This is a genomic window from Gemmobacter lutimaris (assembly GCF_003570715.1).
GTDB classification, from domain to species: Bacteria; Pseudomonadota; Alphaproteobacteria; order Rhodobacterales; family Rhodobacteraceae; genus Gemmobacter; species Gemmobacter lutimaris.
Map to the genome: position 1 here is coordinate 120102 of NZ_QXXQ01000007.1, position 16726 is coordinate 136827.

A 16726-nucleotide genomic window follows, 5' to 3' on the forward strand; every position below is an offset into this window, starting at 1 on the left:
CATGGCTGACATCAAATCCCTCGACGATCTGAAAGCGGCCGTCTCGGGCGAGGCTGCCGCGGTTGCCGAAGCGCCCGTGCGTGAGCCGAAGCGCGATTCGCTGGGCCGTTCCTACGCGACCGGCAAGCGGAAGGACGCGGTTGCCCGCGTCTGGATCAAGCCCGGCTCGGGCAAGGTCATGGTGAACGGCAAGGAAATGGCGGCTTACTTCGCCCGCCCGGTGCTGCAAATGATCCTGCGTCAGCCGTTCCAGGTTGCCAATGTCGAAGGCCAGTTCGACGTTTACGCCACCGTGGCCGGTGGTGGTCTGTCTGGTCAGGCCGGTGCCGTGAAGCACGGTATCTCGAAGGCGCTGCAACTTTACGAACCCTCGCTGCGCGGTGCGCTGAAGGCTGCGGGCTTCCTGACCCGCGACTCGCGCGTGGTGGAACGGAAGAAATACGGCAAGGCCAAGGCCCGTCGTTCGTTCCAGTTCTCCAAGCGCTGATCCGGTTTCCGGTTTTACGAAAGGCCCGCGGTGTTCCGCGGGCCTTTTGCTTTGTGTCGGTCGTCGGGGTCATGAAAAAAAAGGGCCGGAAAACCGGCCCAGTCAGGGGTACGACAGGAAGGGAATGGGGTCAGCCGCGCCAGAACGGCTTTTGCGCCTCTTGTGCGGCGGTCATCGGGTCGAGGCCGATGTCGCGCAGCAGATGGGTATCAAGCTTCGCAATGCCACGGCGCGCCTGGCGGCGCAGTTCCCAGGTCATCACCTTATGCGCCACGGCAAAGACCAGCCGCGACATGGGCGGCAGCGAGAGCGTGGAGGCAGTCAGATCGGTCCGGGTCATCATGGCACCTTTTGTGTTGATACAAACCTCTGTTTCGGCTATGCGCAATTGATACAATGACGGCGCGTCGGATGCGAGGGCTATATTGTGACTGATACAAGTTGGCAGCCGGACCTCGACAGCCATCCGGGGCCGAAATATCTGGCCCTGACCCGTGCGCTGCGCGAGGCGATCCGGCTGGGCGAGCTTGCGCCGGGGGCGCAACTGCCGACAGTGCGTGATCTGGCATGGCGGCTGCATGTGACGCCGGGCACCGTCAGCCGGGCCTATCAGCTTGCCACACAGGAGGGGTTGCTGGCCGCGACCGTCGGGCGTGGCACTTTCGTTGCCGCCCGCGCACCGCGTCTGGGTCCGACACAGGCCCTGTTTCAGGAACGTGACCTGAGCGACGAGCCCTGGCTGGTCGATCTGCGCTCGCCGCAACTGCCCGATGTCGGGCAGGGCGCGGCTTTCTCAGCGGCGATGCAGAAGATCGGGCAGGGGCTGGATGCGGCCTGGCAGGACTACCCCTCGCAGCGTGGCGAGGCGCCGTTGCGTGCCGCTATCTGTGGCTGGTTGTCGGACCGGCTGCTGGGCACGTTCGGGCCGGAGGATATCGCGTTGACCCATGGCGGGCAGAATGCGTTGCTGCTGGTGTTCCTGTGTTGCTTGCGCGGGGACCGGCCGGTCATCCTGACCGAGGATCTGGCCTATCCCGGCATCCGCCACGCCGCGCGTCTGGTGCGGGCTGATGTGGTGGGGGTGGAGATCGACGACGAAGGCATGTTGCCCGATGCGCTGGAGGCTGCCTGCCGCCGCCATGGCGCGCAGATCCTCGTCCTGACACCAGAGGCGCAGAACCCGACCGCCAGCCGGATGGGCGCGACCCGCCGGGCCGAGATCGCCGCCATCGCGCGGCGCTATGATCTTCAGGTGATCGAGGATGATTGCTATTCGATCACGGAAAGCAACCTGCCCGCGATGCGAGCCATCGCGCCCGAACGCACCTGGTATGTTGGGTCGATGTCCAAGTCGGTCTCGGCGGCTCTTCGGTTCGGCTATGTCGTCTGCCCTTCCGGCATGGGCGAGGCCGGGCGTCTGACGGCGCAGCATGGGTTCTTCGCGCTGGCGCGGCCGGTGTCGGATCTGGCGCTGGAGCTGCTGGAAAGCGGTGCCGCACAGGAGATCCGCCGCAAGGTGCAGGAGGTGTTTGCCAGCCGGTTGATGACGGCGGTGAATGCGTTGGGGCGGTTCGACATCCGCTGGCAGGCGGGGTTGCCCTTCCTCTGGGTGCCGCTGCCTTCGGGCTGGCGGGCCTCGACCTTCGCGCGTCAGGCCGAGGCAGAGGGCGTGCTGATCCGGCAGGCCGATGAATATGCGCTGATCCATGGCCGGGCGCCACATGCGCTGCGTATCGCGCTGGCCGGGGCCATTCCGGCGGATCGCTATGCCAGCGCGGTGGCGACTCTGGCGCGGCTTCTGGGTCATCCGCCATCGGATATGGCGGTCTGATTCCGGCCCGTGCCGGTTGCCGCGTTGTTTTCAAGCCTGCCGGGCTTTGTGCGAAGCCCGGCTGACCTGTCGGATTTTGCGGCAATTCCGCAGCGGCAGGCCCGGCGGCACATGAAAAAATGATCAAATTATTTTCTGCGCAATTTCATGGTCTTGTAAAGATATGTCCCCGGTCTGTTCCGGCCTTGCAAGCCGGATATCCGATTTCTCCCCTTTTCTTGTGAGCGGCCCTATGCCAGAAAATCGGGTATAAGGAACAAGCAATTGGCAACAGGCGCCTCAAGGTGCCGGGCCGTTCTGGACAGGGGGCATGATGGAACAGGGGGCTGCACGCGGCCGCTTCAGAAATTCCGAGGCGGCCAACGGGCTTGCGCTCGTATCGCCCACGGCGATCTATGCGATCCTGCTGCTTGCCGCCCCTCTGGCGGCGGTGGTGCTATATTCGCTGATGGTAGACAGCAAGGTCGGCCTGTCCTCGGGCCTGACCTTCGACAATTACCTGAAGGTCTGGACCGGCCGTATTGACCAGGCGCTGATGCTGCGGTCGCTGACGGTGTCCAGCGTGGTGACGCTGGTGACGGTGCTGCTGGCCTATCCGGTGGCCTATTTCGTCAGCTTCCATGTGAAGCCCGAACGCAAATCGATGTGGATCTTCCTCATCACAATTCCGTTCTGGACGTCTTACCTGATCCGCGTTTTTCTGTGGAAAGTGATCCTTGGCTATAACGGCGTGGTCAATTCGGGTCTGATGAGCCTTGGCATCATCGACGAGCCGCTGACCATCATCAACTATTCGCTCGGCTCGATGATCATGACGCTGGCCCATGCCTATGCGGCCTTCGCCATCCTGCCGATCTTCGTGAGCCTTGAGAAGATCGACCGCTCGCTTCTGGAAGCCGGGCAGGATCTGGGGGAATCGAAGCTGATGACCTTCATCCGCGTTACGCTGCCGCTGTCGATGCCGGGCGTCATTGCGGCGGTGCTGATCGTCTTCATCCCGACAATCGGCGACTATGTGACGCCTGAACTGATCGGCGGCGGCAAGCTTCCGATGATTGCCAACCGGATCGAAGCGATCATGCTGAAGCAGAACGACAAGGCGCTGGGATCGGCCATCGCGGTGACCGCCATGCTGATCGTGACCGTGGTGTCGGTGGTGTTCCTTCTGCTGAACCGCCGCTTCCTGAAGGGGCAGAGCAAATGAGGAAGAACCCGTCGCTGCGCATTTACGCGCTGGCCTATCTGGCCTTTCTTTATGCCCCCATCGTGCTGCTGCCGATCTTTGCCTTCAACGACAGCCGCGTCATCGCCTTCCCGCTGCAAGGCTTCACGACCAACTGGTTCGCCGAGATGTGGGCGGATCAGACGCTGTTCATCGCCTTTCGCAACTCGCTGACCATTGCGGTTTCGGCGGCGGTGTTTTCCACGATCCTCGGGATTTTCGCCGCCCGCGCCTCGACCCGCTACAAGTTTCCGGGCAAACCCGGCATCCTTGGCCTGATAATGCTGCCCATGGTGCTGCCCGAGATGATCGTGTCGATGGCGCTTCTGGTGGTGCTGATCGCGGTGGGCGTGCCACTGTCGCTGTTCACCATCATTCTGGGCCATGTGCTGATCTGCACGCCCTTCGCGGTGGCGATCCTGACCTCGGCCTTCCAGTCGCTTGATCGTTCGCTGGAGGAAGCGGCCTATGACCTGGGTGAAACCCCGGCCTCGACCTTTCGGCTGATTATCCTGCCGCTGGTGATGCCCGGCATCATCTCGTCGCTCTTGATCAGCTTCACCATCAGTCTGGATGAATTCATCATCGCCTATTTCCTTGGCGGCAATCAGACCGTGCTGTCGGTCTATATCTTCGGGCAGTTCCGCTTCCCGGCCAAGGTTCCGGCGGTGATGGCGCTTGGCACCATCCTCGTCTGCATCTCCATCATTCTTCTGACCATCGCTGAATATTTCCGCCGCCGCGGCATCGCAAAATCGGGCGGCAAGGATACCGGAGGCTTCCTGTGACCACGACCGAAAAGCCGAACATGATCGAGTTCCGGGACGTCCATAAATATTATGGCGATTACCACGCGCTGCGCGGGATCAATGCCACGATCAAGGCGGGGGAGTTCTTCTCGCTGCTGGGGCCCTCGGGGTGTGGCAAAACCACGCTGCTGCGCACCATCGCTGGGTTCGAGGATATTTCCTCGGGCGCGGTGCTGATCGACGACCGCAAGATGGATGATGTTCCGGCCAATAAGCGGCCGACGAACATGGTGTTCCAAAGCTACGCCATTTTCCCGCATCTGACGGTCGAGGAAAACGTGGGCTTCGGCCTGCGCCGCGATCCGCGATCCAAGGAGGAAAAGGCCAAGGCCGTCGCCGAGGCGCTGGAGATGGTGGGCCTGAAAGGCTATGGCAAACGCGCCGCCCATGCGCTTTCGGGCGGGCAGCGGCAGCGCGTGGCGCTGGCCCGCGCGCTGATCCTGAAACCCAAGGTGCTGCTGCTGGACGAGCCGCTTTCGGCGCTGGACAAGAAGATCCGCGAGCAGATGCAGGTCGAACTGATCAAGCTGCAACGCGAGGTCGGCATCACCTTCGTTCTGGTCACCCATGACCAGGAAGAGGCGCTGGTCATGTCAGACCGCATTGCCGTGATGTTCGAGGGGCAGATCGCCCAGCTTGCCGACCCCGAAACGCTGTATCGTCGTCCGAACAGCCGGAAAGTGGCGAATTTCATCGGCACGATGAACTTCCTGCCGGCCGAGGTGCTGTCGGAGGGTGCTGGCGGCATCGAGGTGGAGGCGCAGGGGTTCGGCCGCATGACGCTGAGCTCCGATCAGGTGATGTCGGGCGAGGCCGGGCAGGGCGCTGTAGTGGGCTTCCGCCCCGAGACGCTGACCATCCTTTATGACAGCCAGACCGCCACCGACCGCGAGGTGATGGGCACCATCGAGGAAGTCGTCTATTTTGGCGACATGACCTATTACGATGTGAAGCTCGATGGCACGACCGAGGCGTTGCGGATTTCGATGCGTAACGTCTTTGGCCGCCCGGTGCTGGAAATCGGCACCCGTGCCCGCGTGGCATGGAGCCCCGGCGCGCTGGTGATGTTCCGCTGATGCACTTGCAGGCGCGCGGGGGCGACTGGCTGACCCGCGCGCGTCTGGACACCTTGCCGCCGACGCTGATCTTCCATGCCCGCGACAAGCTGACCGCCACGCTGTGTCGTGGCGGCTTTCGCCTTTTGGGGGCGCTGGCGGATCATGCTGCCGCTTCGGGCTGGGGCGTCGAGGTCGTGCCCTATAGTGCCGAGGGCGCCGCGCTGGCGGTGGCGCAGGGCGCGCATTTGCATGTCTTCATGGAGGACCGACCCAGATACGCGCCCAACGCCTTTCATTCGGTCCCCGGCTATCTGCGGGGCTACTGGTATTTCGACGAAATCGGCAGCCGCAACAATTCCAGCCACCGTCTGCGGGTCTTTGATGAACGGCTGGTGGCGGATCGTTTCGCGCAGAAGTTCCATGCCCGGCTTGCCGAGCAGTTCATCGGCGCCAATTTCTCGAAATTCCCGCAGGCGGAGCGCGGGGCTGATCTGCCTGCGGGCTGCCTTGCGCTGTTCGCGCAGGATTTCAAACCGCCGCGCTTTCACCGCCATTATCTGACCGTGCCGGAACTGGTGGAGACGGCGATTGCCACAAAGGGTGCCCGCGCGCTTTGTATCAAGCCGCATCCGAACAATACGCCCGAAGAACTGGAATGGCTGCGCGCCCGCCATAACCCGGCGGCGGGTGTTTATGTCACCGACGCCTCGATCCACGATCTACTGACCGCCTGTGCCTGCGTGCTGACCGTCACCTCTGCGGTGGGGTTCGAGGCGTTTCTGCATCGCAAGCCGGTGGTTTTGGCCGGGCAAACCGATTTTGGCCAGAACGCAGTGACACTGACCGATCCGTCGCGGCTGGCCGAGGCTATCACTGCGGCGATGTCACGCGACTGGCCACATGAGAAATTCCTGACCTGGTTCCTCAGGCAGAATTGTATCGAGGATCACCCCCGCGCCTTGCCGATTGTATTGGAACGCATCCGTGCCAAGGGCTTTCGCATCGGCCCGGATGCCGGTTTCTATTGATCCGGTCGCAGCAGGCCAAGGCCGCGCAGATAGATCCCGATCCCGGCTTCCAGCAGATCCTCGGGCGGGAAGGGGCTTTTCGCGCCATTGCCGCGCATGAACAGTTCCACCACGCCGTGACTCATCGCCCAGATATGGGCCGAGAACATCGAGGCCGGGGGGCGGCGGTCGGGCGGCATATGTTCTGACAGATGCGCGGCGGCGCGTTCCAGCACCGCCCGCGCCTTGGCCGAGGCCAGCGCAAGGTCGGGGTAGGCCTGCGGTGACAGCCCGCTTTCGAACATCGCCATGTAATGACCGGGATATTTGCGGGCAAAGGCCAGATAGGCCCGACCCGTCGCCTCGAACGCCGCCAGCGCCGTGGGCTTGCCATCGTCATAGGCATATTCCATCAGCGCGGCGAAAATCTCGTATCCCTGCCGCGCCACTTCGGCCAGCAGGTCATCCCGTCCCGCGAAATGGCGATAGACGGCAGCGGGTGTCACATCCGCCGCCTTAGCCGCTTCCGACAAGGTAAAGCCCTGTGGGCTTTTTTCGGCAATCAGCGCCAGCGACGCCTCGACCAGCGCCTGCCGCAGATTGCCGTGGTGATAGCCGCGCTTAGTCATCCGCCCCGTCAGACCACATTTCCGGCCCGCCGCAGATCGCCGGATCGGGCTGGCCGATGGCGCCGCGATCCTTGCCCTTGAACTCCAGCGCGTTCAGCACCGTCTGGATCGTGGCAATGCGCGCGCGTTTCTTGTCATCCGAGCGGATCACCGTCCAGGGCGCAAAGCCGGTATGGCTGCGCTCGAAGGTTTCGGCGATGGCCTCGCAATAGGGCTGCCATTTGGTCAGTCCCTCGACGTCGATGGGCGAGAGCTTCCATTGTTTCAGCGGGTCGCTTTCACGGGCGAGCATACGGCGCAACTGTTCCGGCTGGCTGACATCCAGCCAGAATTTCAGGAAGGTAATGCCCTCCTGCACGATCATCTGTTCAAACTCCGGCAGTTGACGGAAGAAGCTTTCCTTCTGGTTCTGGGTGCAGAAGCCGAAGACCGGCTCGACAATCGCGCGATTGTACCAACTGCGGTCGAAGATCACCATTTCGCCCGCCGCCGGAAACCAGTCGATATAACGCTGGAAATACCATTGCGAGCTTTCGCGGTCCGAGGGTTTCGACAGCGCCACCACCTGCGCGCCGCGCGGGTTGAGGTTCTCGGTTAGGGCCTTGATGGTGCCGCCCTTGCCCGCAGCATCCCGGCCCTCGAATACAAGGATCACCCGCTTGCCCGTGGCCTTGATGTCGGATTGCAGGCGCACAAGCTGCGGTTGGAGCGCATCCATCCGTGCTTCGTAATCTTTCTTCGAGATTTCCTCGCGGTAGGCATAACCTTTCGACAGGATGTCATCCTTGCCGCCCTGTTCGATCGCCTTGCGCACGGCTTTCGGCGCGTCTTCCTTGAAATAGCGGCTGATCGCGCCGTCGAAAGGCAGGTCCATCACATTCTCCACTGATCCTGAACGCAGTTGCGGCTAGTCTAGGCGCAGGCCCGCACGGGCCGCAAGGCGCAACGCTGCGGCCTTCACCGCCTCTGGCTGGGTCTGGTGCGGCATGTGACCAAGGCCCGGCAACAGGGTCAGCGCGGCATCGGGCAGGGTGGCTGCCAGCGGCACGGCATGGATATGGGCAGGCACGATTGTATCGGCGTCGCCATGCAGGATTTCAACCGGCACGCGGATTGTATCGTAATGCGGCTGCATGGCCTGCACATGCGGCAGCAGGGTGTTCACCTGCCGTGCATTATGGGCCAGCGCGTCACGGCGCAACAGAAGCCCGACGCCGGCGGCCCTGGAATAGCCGGGCGGCGGCTGTTGCGGCAGGAAGGTCGCCGCAATACTGCGGTCGATCTGCCGGGTAGGGGCAAAGGCGGTGACCAGCGGCACCACCACAGCGCGACCCATGGCCGAAGCGGTCACCTGATACCAGAGGCCAAGCCCGCCCTCCCACGGCATCGCCACGCCGGACAGCATCAGCAGCCCTGCCACCGGCGCCTGCATGGCCCATGCCAGCGCCACCGCCCCGCCATAGGAATGGCCCAGCACCAGAGGCCGGGTAACGCCAATGCTTTCCGCCGCCAGCCGCATCAGGCGTGCCTGTTCCCCCGGCGTGTCTTCCGGCACCGCATCGGACCAGCCCAGCCCCGGCCGGTCGATCAGCGTGACGCGGAACTGCGAGGACAGGCGCGGCGCCAGGTCCATGGCAAATTCGCGCAGATTGGCGCTGGCACCGTGGATCATCACCAGATCGGGGCCGCTGCCGATCTGCACAAGATGCAGCCTGCGGCCTTCGACCGTCACCAGCCGACCCAAGGGGGGAAAGGCCGCCTTGCGCCGCGCCTCGCGCCGGGCGGCGCGGCGGCGGGTGCCAAAGGCGCCCAAAGCCACCAGCGCGCTTCCGGCGATCAGGCTTTCAAGCACCAATATCCTCCAGCCGGAACGGTGTGGACTGATAGATCTCGTTAATCCAGTTGCCGTAAAGCAGATGGGCATGGCTACGCCAGCGGTTCAGCGGCGGGCGGGAGGGATCGTCGTCGGGATAGTAGTTCATCGGCACGTTGATCGGCGTGCCCTGCGCCACGTCGCGGTCATATTCCTGTTTCAGCGTGTCGCTGTCATATTCGAAATGGTTGAAGATGTAGAGCGCGCGATGCGCCGGATCTTCGACCAGACAGGGGCCGACCTCGTCCGAGCCGAGCAGGGTCCGCAAGGCCGGGCGCGCCGCCACTTCGGCTTGGCGGATCTCGGTCCAGCGGCTGACCGGGATGACGAAATCATCCGAAAACCCGCGCAGATAGGGCGAGGCGGGGGCAAGGTTGCGATGCCGGAAGCAGCCGAAGGCCTTGTGATCCAGAATATGTTTCTGCACGCCATGGAAGTGGTAGATCATTGCCATCCCGCCCCAGCAGACACCGAAGGTGGATTGCACATGCGTCTGCGTCCAGGCAAAGACCCGGCGCAACTCTTCCCAATAGGTCACCTCGTCAAAGGGCAGATGTTCGATCGGGGCGCCGGTGATGATCAGGCCGTCAAACTTTTCGCCGGTGGCCTCCACCTCGGAAAACGGGCGATAGAAGGTTTCCATATGTTCGGCGGCAGTGTTCTTCGTCTGATGCTCGCTCATGCGGATCAGCTGAAAGTCGATCTGCAAGGGCGTCGCGCCGATCAGCCGGGCGAACTGGTTCTCGGTCTGGATCTTCTTGGGCATCAGGTTCAGCAGACCGATGCGCAGGGGGCGAATGTCCTGACGCGCGGCGCGCTCGGGGGACATCACGCTGACGCCCTCGCGGCGCAGCACGTCGAAGGCGGGCAGGGTCTCAGGCAGGGTAATCGGCATGTCTTTCTCCGTTCGGCGGAGCAGTTATGTGCGCGGGTCGCGCGCTTCAATGGCCTCGGCGATCAGGTCGATGAAACCCGCCTCGTCGCGCACCTCGGCAACCTCTTCGGCGGTGACCGTCACACCCCAGTCGGCCATGGCGGCATAACGGGGCTGGCGATGGGCAAGAGCCTTGGCATAGGTCCAGCGGACAAAGGTGTCCGGGTCAACCTGTTCGTCGGTCTCGCCCGTCATGTCGCGGTATTCGCCCCACATTCGTTCAAGGAAATGCGGCTGGTAATACATGGGCTTGGGCGCGCGGTCGAAGCGGCGGACCAGTTCGGCGGTATGGGCGTCAGATCCCTTGATCCAGACCATCAGCAGGTTCTGCGACAGCGCCGTCATTACCGGATCGGCAGGGTTCCACGGGTCCACCACCTCACAGATCGAGCCGCCGGAATCGCAGACGAAATTGCCGTAGCCATAGATGTCGTCGGCGCGGTCGATGAAGCGCATGGTATCCAGAAGCGCCGCCACCTCGGCCTCGCGGTGCTGGTCCTGACGGCGCATGTATTCGGCAAAGGGCAGGCCGCCCTTCGCCGGATCGCCGGGCTTGCCCAGATAGGTGGACAGCGGGGCGAGGTTATCAAAGGTGATGTTGGAGGCGATATAGACGGAGTCCGTCAGCAGCAGTTCCCGCAGGAACGGCACCTTCATCGCTTCACGTTTAAAGTTGTCAGCGATGTATTCGCCCATGTAGCGGGTGCCGATCCGGTAGTCGATGGAGTAATGGAACCAGCCGCCCGCACTCCGCAGCATCGAAGACAGATGCGTCTTGCCAAGGCCCGACATGCCGAACATCAGCACGCGCCGCCGCTCTGCCATCCGCCAGTCCTGTGCCGAGCCGTAGATCATTCCAACCGCCTTCGCTTGATCCTTGGCGCCTTCCTAGCGCGGGGCGGTGCCGGATACACGCGAAAAAGCAGGCCCCGCAAGCGGTGCGGGGCCTTCCAGATCAGATGATCGGGTGATCAGAAGGTGAAGCCGACCTTCACACCAACCGCGACGGCCGTGTTGTCGCGCATATTGGCGCGGGCCACATCCGGCGTGCCGGTTTCCGGGTCCGCATCGCCAAGGCGCAGGTAACGGGCGCCCATGGTCACCTTCATGTTGTCACGCGTATAGACCGCGGCGATGCCGATGCCCTTGTAACCGTTGGTCGGTGCCAGCGGCGAGACGAGTTTGCTGCCGCCCGGCTCCCACGTCGCAAAGATCGACCCCGACCAGTTGTCATTGAACCGGCGGCCGATGCCCAGCGTATAGGTGGTGGTGTCTTCCAGATCGGTCAGGCTGCCGGCGGTGGGGCCGAAGAAAGTGCTTGGCGCAACCTGAAAAGCGCTCCAGTCCACCCAGCGCACCGAACCGAAGACAAGCGTATCCTTGGCAACGCCGGTCTGGAAGTCGAGGTTCACCGCCTGCGGCGTATCGGTTTCGGTGATGGCGGCCACGGTGGCCGCGCCCGCCGCCGCAGCGGCACCGCCCGGCAGGGTTTCGATCGAATCGAACTTGTGGCTGATCTTCGAGAAGTAGGTCAGCGCGACACGCAGCGCGATTTCCGGCTTTTCATAAGCCGCGCCGATGACATAGCCTGCCGCCCAGTCATCCGCCAGATCGACGGCATAGCCGTTGAGCGAGCGATAGGTCGTCGGGTCCGTCGGATTGAAGGCTGGGCCATAGGCCAGCCCCTTCAGCGTGACATGGCCCGAAGCCTTGGAGGCCCGCACACCGCCATGGACCGAGAAATTCTCGTTGAACTTGTAGCGCAGCAGCGCAGTCAGCCCCTGGCTGTTCACCTTGGCCTCGGTGCCGCCCAGCATCACCGATTGCGTCGGATCGTAAAGGATGTCGGCGCCATAAGCCTGATCGTAGATCAGCGCACCCGACAGCTTGTCGTTGAAATCATATTTCAGCGCCAGACCGGGCAGGCTGTGATTGTCGGCCACGCTGCCAGTCGGCCGCCCGCCATAGATCGCCAGATCGTTGCCGGTCACGCTCGGGTTGATTTGCCCGTAGCTGAGCTCGACATAGTTACCCTTTTCGAAGATCACCCCGATCGGTTGTCCCGAACGGTCGATCCCCCCGGCCTGCGCCGCGCCGGCACAAGCTGCCAGCGCCGCAACAGATGCCATGACCTTCTTCATGACGTCCTCCCCACATTCGTGAAACCCGGCCCTCATTCCTCCGCCGGTTGGGAAAACCGTAGGGGGCGCCGGGCTTTTCGGTCAATCAATGACGCGACGTCAGGGGTTTGTGACGTTGCGCTGTGGCAAAATGATGGCGCGGGTAGCGGCGCGGATGTTCAGAAGGTTGGCGCCAAGGATGATGAGACCACCGACCAGAACCCAGATGTCCAAGGGTTCATGGTACAGGATCATTCCGACAAGTGCGATGATCGGCAGGCGGGCGAAATCCACCGGCACGACGACCGAAGCCGAGGCCAGCGACAGCGCCTTGGTAAGGCACAGATGTGCCACCACACCGCAAGCCCCGATCAGCATCAGCCACGGCAGGGTTGCGGCTGTGGGCAAGCCGATATGCCCGTCCATCCCGGCGGCCGCGAGGCCCAGCCCGGTCTGCATCAGTGTGAGCCAGAACAGGATCGACACAAGGCTTTCATTGCGCGTCAGCTGTTTCGTCATGATGACCGATCCGGCAAAGCCGATGGCCGAAGCGGCGGCGGCCACCACGCCGGGATTGAGCGCCCCGAAATCCGGCCGCGCTACGATCAGCGCACCCGCAAAACCAAGGCTCGCGGCCAACGCGCGCACCCGTGTCAGCTTTTCCCCCAGAAACAGCGGTGACAGCAGCACGACCCAAAGCGGCGAGGTAAACTCCAGCGCGAAGACCTGCGCCAGCGGAATGCTGGTCAGCGCCCAGAACCACAGGTTCTGCCCGGTGAAATGCGAGATGTTGCGCGCCAGATGCAGCGGCAGGCGCTTGGTCTGCACCTCACCCAGCCGACCGAACAAAGCTGCCCCCCCGACCACGAGCACAATGCCGGTGACCGAGCGCCAGAGCATGATCTCGAACGTGTCATGCACCCCGGCAACGGCCCGGCCCGCGATGGCCATGGCCGTAAACGACAGGATCGAGCCGATCATCCAGATCGCCGCCTTCAGCGGCTGTTGCTGCTGCATCGCCCGTTCCTCCCCGTCGCGCCGCAAAGTGGTGGCGTGCGGCGGGGGGAATGTCCAGCCCTGCGAACCGGATCAGTCGCCGATTTCCTCGATGCGGAAATCGCGCAGGATGCCGCGTGTGGCTGCAAACCACGCACTTTCGCGGGTGCGGGCCTGATGGGCGTCAAAGGCCGCACGGTCGCGGAAGCTTTCCATCACCTCGAAAACGAAGGGATCGTCGGTTTCCGCGATCTCGAAGCTCAGACAGCCGGGCTCGGCCCGTGTCAACGCGACATGATCCGCGACATGCGCCTGCACGGCTGCGCGTTCGGTATCGCTGACACAGACGAGTTGGCCCCGAAGACGGATCATTCCAGTTCGATCGTCCCTGGCGGTTTCGAGGTGCAGTCGTAGAACACCCGGTTCACGCCCTTGACCTCATTGATGATCCGCGTCGCAGTCTCGCCAAGGAAATCGTGGGTGAAGGGGTAGTAATCGGCGGTCATGCCGTCGACGCTGGTCACTGCGCGCAGGCCCACGGCGTAATCATAGGTGCGCCCGTCGCCCATCACGCCGACGGTGCGCATCGGCAGGATGGCGGCAAAGGCCTGCCAGATTTCATCGTAAAGCCCGTGCTTGCGGATCTGGTCGATATAGACCGCATCGGCGCGGCGCAGGATTTCCAGCTTCTCGCGGGTGATCTCGCCGGGGCAGCGGATGGCGAGGCCGGGGCCGGGGAAGGGGTGGCGGCCGATGAATTTGGCGGGCAGGCCGAGTTCACGACCCAACGCGCGCACTTCGTCCTTGAACAGTTCGCGCAGCGGCTCCACCAGCTTCATGCCCATTTTCTCGGGCAGGCCGCCGACATTGTGGTGAGATTTGATGGTGACCGAAGGGCCGCCACTGAACGACACCGATTCGATGACATCGGGGTAAAGCGTGCCTTGCGCAAGGAAATCGGCGCCGCCGATGGCCTTGGCATGTTTCTCGAACACTTCGATGAACAGCCGCCCGATGGTCTTCCGCTTCACCTCGGGGTCGGACACGCCGTCCAGCGCACCGAGGAAAAGGTCGGATTCGTCGGCATGGATCAGCGGCAGGTTATAGGCCTCGCGGAACATCGTCACGACTTCCTCGGCCTCGTTCAGCCGCATCAGCCCGTGATCGACGAAAACGCAGGTCAACTGCTCGCCAATGGCCTCGTGGATCAGAATCGCCGCGACAGAGCTGTCAACTCCACCCGAAAGCGCGCAGATCACCTTGCGGTCGCCGACCTGATCGCGGATCTTCTGGATCGCGTCTTCGCGGTAGGAAGCCATGGTCCAGTCGCCGGTGAAGCCTGCAAGGCGCACGAAATTCTCGTAGAGTTTCGCACCCTTCGGGGTGTGATGCACCTCGGGGTGGAACTGCACGGCATAGAAGTTGCGCGACACATCGGCGGTGATGGCGAAGGGCGCGTTGGGCGAGGTGCCATAGACCTGAAAGCCCGGCGCGATCTTCGACACATGATCGCCGTGCGACATCCACACCTGTTCGGGGCCTTCCGCGAACCAGCCCTCCAGCAGCGGCAGCCGGTCGTCCGTCGGGGTAACCCTGGCGCGGCCGAATTCGGCGGTGCCATGGCCACCTTCGACATGACCGCCAAGGCAGTGCATCATCACCTGCTGGCCATAGCAGATACCGAGGATCGGAACGCCAAGGTCGAACACGCCCGCCGGAGGCATCGGTGCGCCTTCGGCATAGACCGAGGCCGGGCCGCCCGAGAAGATCACCGCTTTGGGCGCGAAGTCTTTCAGGAAGGCCTCGTTCACGCGGTTGAACGGGTGGATTTCGCAATAGACTTTCAACTCGCGCAGGCGCCGCGCGATGAGCTGCGTGACCTGGCTGCCGAAGTCGATGATCAGGAGGCGTTGATGCGGATGTGTCATGGCCGGGAATTAGCTTCGCAGGGCCAGAATCGCAAGGCGGAATCGCCTGTGACGGGTGGCGGAACGCGGGGGTTTCACACCCCCGCACCCCCGTGGGATATTTGTGCCAAGATAAAGGGCGGTTGTCGGCGGGACGACAGGGCCGGATGTCGTTTTTGGGACGGATGCGACGCAAACGGGGGGCGGCCGGTCGCGGCTTGGCGGCATATAGGGGCAAGATCGGCGCGCGGGGTCGCGCATTTCGGAGGTTTGGACATGAGCGATGTGGCAACGGCAGGGCGTCGGGCACGCGGCGGTGGCGGCGGGGCGGCGCGGCGCGCCGAGCGGACGGGGATCAGCTTTGACACCGCCCGCTTCATCGAGCGCAATATCCCGAATTTCGAGATCCTGAACGAGGAGGCGCTTCAGATCATCGAATGGAACGCCGAGACGGTTCTGGAAGAGATCGGCGTCAATTTCCTTGAAAACCCCGGTGCGCTTGCGCTGTGGAAAGCGGCGGGGGCAGATGTGCGTGGCGAGCGCGTGCATATCCCGCGTGGCCTAGCCCGCAAACTCTGTGCCACCGCACCGCGCAGCTTTACCCAGCATGCCCGCAACCCGGCGCGCAATGTGGAAATCGGTGGCAAGTCGCTGGTGCTGGCGCCGGTCTACGGCCCGCCCTTCGTGCGGGACCGCGAAGGTGGCCGCCGCTATGCGACCATCGAGGATTTCCGCAACTTCGTGAAGCTGGGCTACATGTCCAAGTGGCTGCATCACAGCGGTGGCACGGTTTGCGAACCGACCGATGTGGCGGTGAACAAGCGCCACCTCGACATGCTGCACGCCCATATGACGCTGTCCGACAAGCCCTTCATGGGATCGGTCACCGAGCCGGTGCGCGCGGCGGATTCGGTCGAGATGGCGAAGATCCTGTTCGGGTCGGATTTCGTTGACCAGAACACGGTGATGACCAGCCTCATCAACATCAACAGCCCGCTGACCTTTGACAGCGTGATGATGGGGGCGCTGGAAGTCTATGCCAAGGCCGGGCAGGCCGCGATCATCTCGCCCTTCATCGTGGGCGGGGCCATGGCGCCGGTGACGGTGGCGGGCACGCTGACACAGGTTCTGGCCGAGGTTCTGGCCGGTGTGGCCTATAGCCAGCTCATCCGTCCCGGCGCGCCGGTGATTTTCGGGGCCTTCGTGACCTCGATCGACATGAACTCGGGCGCACCGACCTTTGGCACGCCGGAAGCGGCGCATATCACCTATGGCGCCGGGCAACTGGCGCGGCGTCTGGGGCTGCCCTACCGTTCGGGCGGGTCGTTCTGTGGCTCGAAACTGCCGGATGCGCAGGCGGCTTACGAGACCTCGAACAGCCTGAACATGGCGCTGCTGGCAGGTGTGAACTTCATGCTGCACGCCTGCGGCTGGCTGGAGGGCGGTCTGGTGTCCAGCTACGAGAAATTCGTGATGGATGCCGACCAGCTTGGCACGCTGCACCATCTGGCGAAGGGCGTCTCGGTGGACGAGAACGGGCAGGGGATGGATGCCATCCGCGAGGTTGGCCCCGGCGGCCATTACCTTGGCTGTGCCCATACCCAGGCGAATTTCAAGAGCGCGTTCTGGCGCTCGGACCTGCTGGACTACAAGCCGTTCGAGACCTGGGACGAGGAAGGTGCGCGCGATACCGAGCAACTGGCCTCGGAACGGGTGAAGAAACTTCTGGGCGATTATCAGGCCCCGGCGCTGGACGAGGGCATCCGCGAGGCGCTGGATGCCTATGTCGCGCAGAAGAAGGCGGCAGAGCCGGACGCTTTCATCTGATCGTTACGAAACGTGAAACGATAAAG

General features: G+C 63.3%; 17 protein-coding genes. 7 read left to right on the forward strand and 10 right to left on the reverse strand.

Translation table 11 applies throughout. The features are described 5' to 3' along the window. Position 1: 1 nt before the first annotated feature. A complete protein-coding gene (gene rpsI, locus D2N39_RS13775; RefSeq protein WP_119135350.1) occupies positions 2-487 on the forward strand; it encodes a 30S ribosomal protein S9 in 486 nt (161 codons plus the stop codon). 130 nt (positions 488-617) lie between these two features. Here the strand turns inward: rpsI and D2N39_RS13780 are convergent, their stop codons facing one another. Next, a complete protein-coding gene (locus tag D2N39_RS13780) occupies positions 618-827 on the reverse strand; it encodes a DUF1127 domain-containing protein (protein ID WP_233557161.1) in 210 nt (69 codons plus the stop codon). An 87-nt stretch (positions 828-914) separates the two neighbouring features. On the opposite strand from D2N39_RS13780, the gene D2N39_RS13785 reads away from it, so the two are divergent. From D2N39_RS13785 to D2N39_RS13805, 5 genes are all read left to right on the forward strand, one after another. Beyond that, a complete protein-coding gene (locus D2N39_RS13785) occupies positions 915-2318 on the forward strand; it encodes an aminotransferase-like domain-containing protein (RefSeq protein WP_119135352.1) in 1404 nt (467 codons plus the stop codon). Positions 2319-2631: 313 nt separating this feature from the next. Continuing rightward, positions 2632-3522, forward strand: coding sequence for an ABC transporter permease (locus tag D2N39_RS13790; protein WP_119135419.1), 891 nt, complete (start codon positions 2632-2634; stop codon positions 3520-3522). Next, the gene (locus tag D2N39_RS13795; protein ID WP_119135353.1) at positions 3519-4328 is read left to right on the forward strand and encodes an ABC transporter permease; all 810 of its coding nucleotides are present in this window, start codon (positions 3519-3521) and stop codon (positions 4326-4328) included. Before D2N39_RS13790 ends, D2N39_RS13795 begins: the two co-directional genes overlap by 4 nt. Then, entirely contained in the window at positions 4325-5425 is a 1101-nt protein-coding gene (locus tag D2N39_RS13800; protein WP_119135354.1) for an ABC transporter ATP-binding protein, read from the forward strand. Before D2N39_RS13795 ends, D2N39_RS13800 begins: the two co-directional genes overlap by 4 nt. Further along, positions 5425-6435 carry a capsular polysaccharide export protein, LipB/KpsS family gene (locus tag D2N39_RS13805; RefSeq protein WP_158589834.1) on the forward strand — a complete coding sequence of 337 codons (1011 nt, stop codon included), beginning with the start codon at positions 5425-5427 and terminating at the stop codon, positions 6433-6435. The genes D2N39_RS13800 and D2N39_RS13805 overlap by 1 nt, the downstream gene beginning before the upstream one ends. Here D2N39_RS13805 and D2N39_RS13810 read toward each other — a convergent pair. The 9 genes from D2N39_RS13810 to guaA all read right to left on the reverse strand — a co-directional run bounded on the left by D2N39_RS13810 (position 6429) and on the right by guaA (position 14894). Next, positions 6429-7043, reverse strand: a complete 615-nt coding sequence (locus D2N39_RS13810) for a TetR/AcrR family transcriptional regulator (RefSeq protein ID WP_119135355.1) — start codon at positions 7041-7043, stop codon at positions 6429-6431. The genes D2N39_RS13805 and D2N39_RS13810 overlap by 7 nt on opposite strands. Further along, positions 7036-7917 (reverse strand): polyphosphate kinase 2, encoded by an 882-nt coding sequence (gene ppk2, locus D2N39_RS13815; RefSeq protein WP_119135356.1) that lies wholly within the window; start codon positions 7915-7917, stop codon positions 7036-7038. Before ppk2 ends, D2N39_RS13810 begins: the two co-directional genes overlap by 8 nt. Positions 7918-7950: 33 nt before the next feature. Further along, entirely contained in the window at positions 7951-8895 is a 945-nt protein-coding gene (locus D2N39_RS13820) for an alpha/beta fold hydrolase (protein WP_233557163.1), read from the reverse strand. Then, positions 8888-9811, reverse strand: coding sequence for a homoserine O-acetyltransferase MetA (gene metA / locus D2N39_RS13825; RefSeq protein ID WP_119135358.1), 924 nt, complete (start codon positions 9809-9811; stop codon positions 8888-8890). Before metA ends, D2N39_RS13820 begins: the two co-directional genes overlap by 8 nt. Before the next feature lie 24 nt (positions 9812-9835). Continuing rightward, positions 9836-10705, reverse strand: coding sequence for an ATPase (locus D2N39_RS13830; RefSeq protein WP_119135359.1), 870 nt, complete (start codon positions 10703-10705; stop codon positions 9836-9838). Positions 10706-10821: 116 nt separating this feature from the next. After that, positions 10822-11991: an OmpP1/FadL family transporter gene (locus D2N39_RS13835; protein ID WP_119135360.1), complete on the reverse strand. Its 1170-nt coding sequence runs from the start codon at positions 11989-11991 to the stop codon at positions 10822-10824. 99 nt (positions 11992-12090) lie between these two features. After that, the gene (locus D2N39_RS13840) at positions 12091-12987 is read right to left on the reverse strand and encodes a DMT family transporter (protein ID WP_119135361.1); all 897 of its coding nucleotides are present in this window, start codon (positions 12985-12987) and stop codon (positions 12091-12093) included. Between the two features lie 72 nt (positions 12988-13059). Next, positions 13060-13338 carry a putative quinol monooxygenase gene (locus D2N39_RS13845; RefSeq protein WP_119135362.1) on the reverse strand — a complete coding sequence of 93 codons (279 nt, stop codon included), beginning with the start codon at positions 13336-13338 and terminating at the stop codon, positions 13060-13062. Continuing rightward, a complete protein-coding gene (gene guaA, locus D2N39_RS13850) occupies positions 13335-14894 on the reverse strand; it encodes a glutamine-hydrolyzing GMP synthase (RefSeq protein WP_119135363.1) in 1560 nt (519 codons plus the stop codon). The genes D2N39_RS13845 and guaA overlap by 4 nt, the downstream gene beginning before the upstream one ends. 255 nt (positions 14895-15149) lie before the next feature. Between guaA and D2N39_RS13855 the strand changes: the two genes are divergently transcribed. Beyond that, positions 15150-16700 (forward strand): trimethylamine methyltransferase family protein, encoded by a 1551-nt coding sequence (locus tag D2N39_RS13855; RefSeq protein WP_119135364.1) that lies wholly within the window; start codon positions 15150-15152, stop codon positions 16698-16700. The last annotated feature ends 26 nt before the right edge of the window (positions 16701-16726 follow it).

Coding starts and splice junctions, on each gene's coding strand:
- D2N39_RS13835 (WP_119135360.1), bottom strand. CDS start 11,991: ATGAAGAAGGTCATGGCATCTGTTGCGGCGCTGGCAGCTTGTGCCGGC.
- D2N39_RS13805 (WP_158589834.1), top strand. CDS start 5,425: ATGCACTTGCAGGCGCGCGGGGGCGACTGGCTGACCCGCGCGCGTCTG.
- D2N39_RS13855 (WP_119135364.1), top strand. CDS start 15,150: ATGAGCGATGTGGCAACGGCAGGGCGTCGGGCACGCGGCGGTGGCGGC.
- metA (WP_119135358.1), bottom strand. CDS start 9,811: ATGCCGATTACCCTGCCTGAGACCCTGCCCGCCTTCGACGTGCTGCGC.
- rpsI (WP_119135350.1), top strand. CDS start 2: ATGGCTGACATCAAATCCCTCGACGATCTGAAAGCGGCCGTCTCGGGC.
- D2N39_RS13840 (WP_119135361.1), bottom strand. CDS start 12,987: ATGCAGCAGCAACAGCCGCTGAAGGCGGCGATCTGGATGATCGGCTCG.
- guaA (WP_119135363.1), bottom strand. CDS start 14,894: ATGACACATCCGCATCAACGCCTCCTGATCATCGACTTCGGCAGCCAG.
- D2N39_RS13790 (WP_119135419.1), top strand. CDS start 2,632: ATGGAACAGGGGGCTGCACGCGGCCGCTTCAGAAATTCCGAGGCGGCC.
- D2N39_RS13845 (WP_119135362.1), bottom strand. CDS start 13,338: ATGATCCGTCTTCGGGGCCAACTCGTCTGTGTCAGCGATACCGAACGC.
- ppk2 (WP_119135356.1), bottom strand. CDS start 7,917: ATGGACCTGCCTTTCGACGGCGCGATCAGCCGCTATTTCAAGGAAGAC.
- D2N39_RS13810 (WP_119135355.1), bottom strand. CDS start 7,043: ATGACTAAGCGCGGCTATCACCACGGCAATCTGCGGCAGGCGCTGGTC.
- D2N39_RS13780 (WP_233557161.1), bottom strand. CDS start 827: ATGACCCGGACCGATCTGACTGCCTCCACGCTCTCGCTGCCGCCCATG.
- D2N39_RS13795 (WP_119135353.1), top strand. CDS start 3,519: ATGAGGAAGAACCCGTCGCTGCGCATTTACGCGCTGGCCTATCTGGCC.
- D2N39_RS13830 (WP_119135359.1), bottom strand. CDS start 10,705: ATGATCTACGGCTCGGCACAGGACTGGCGGATGGCAGAGCGGCGGCGC.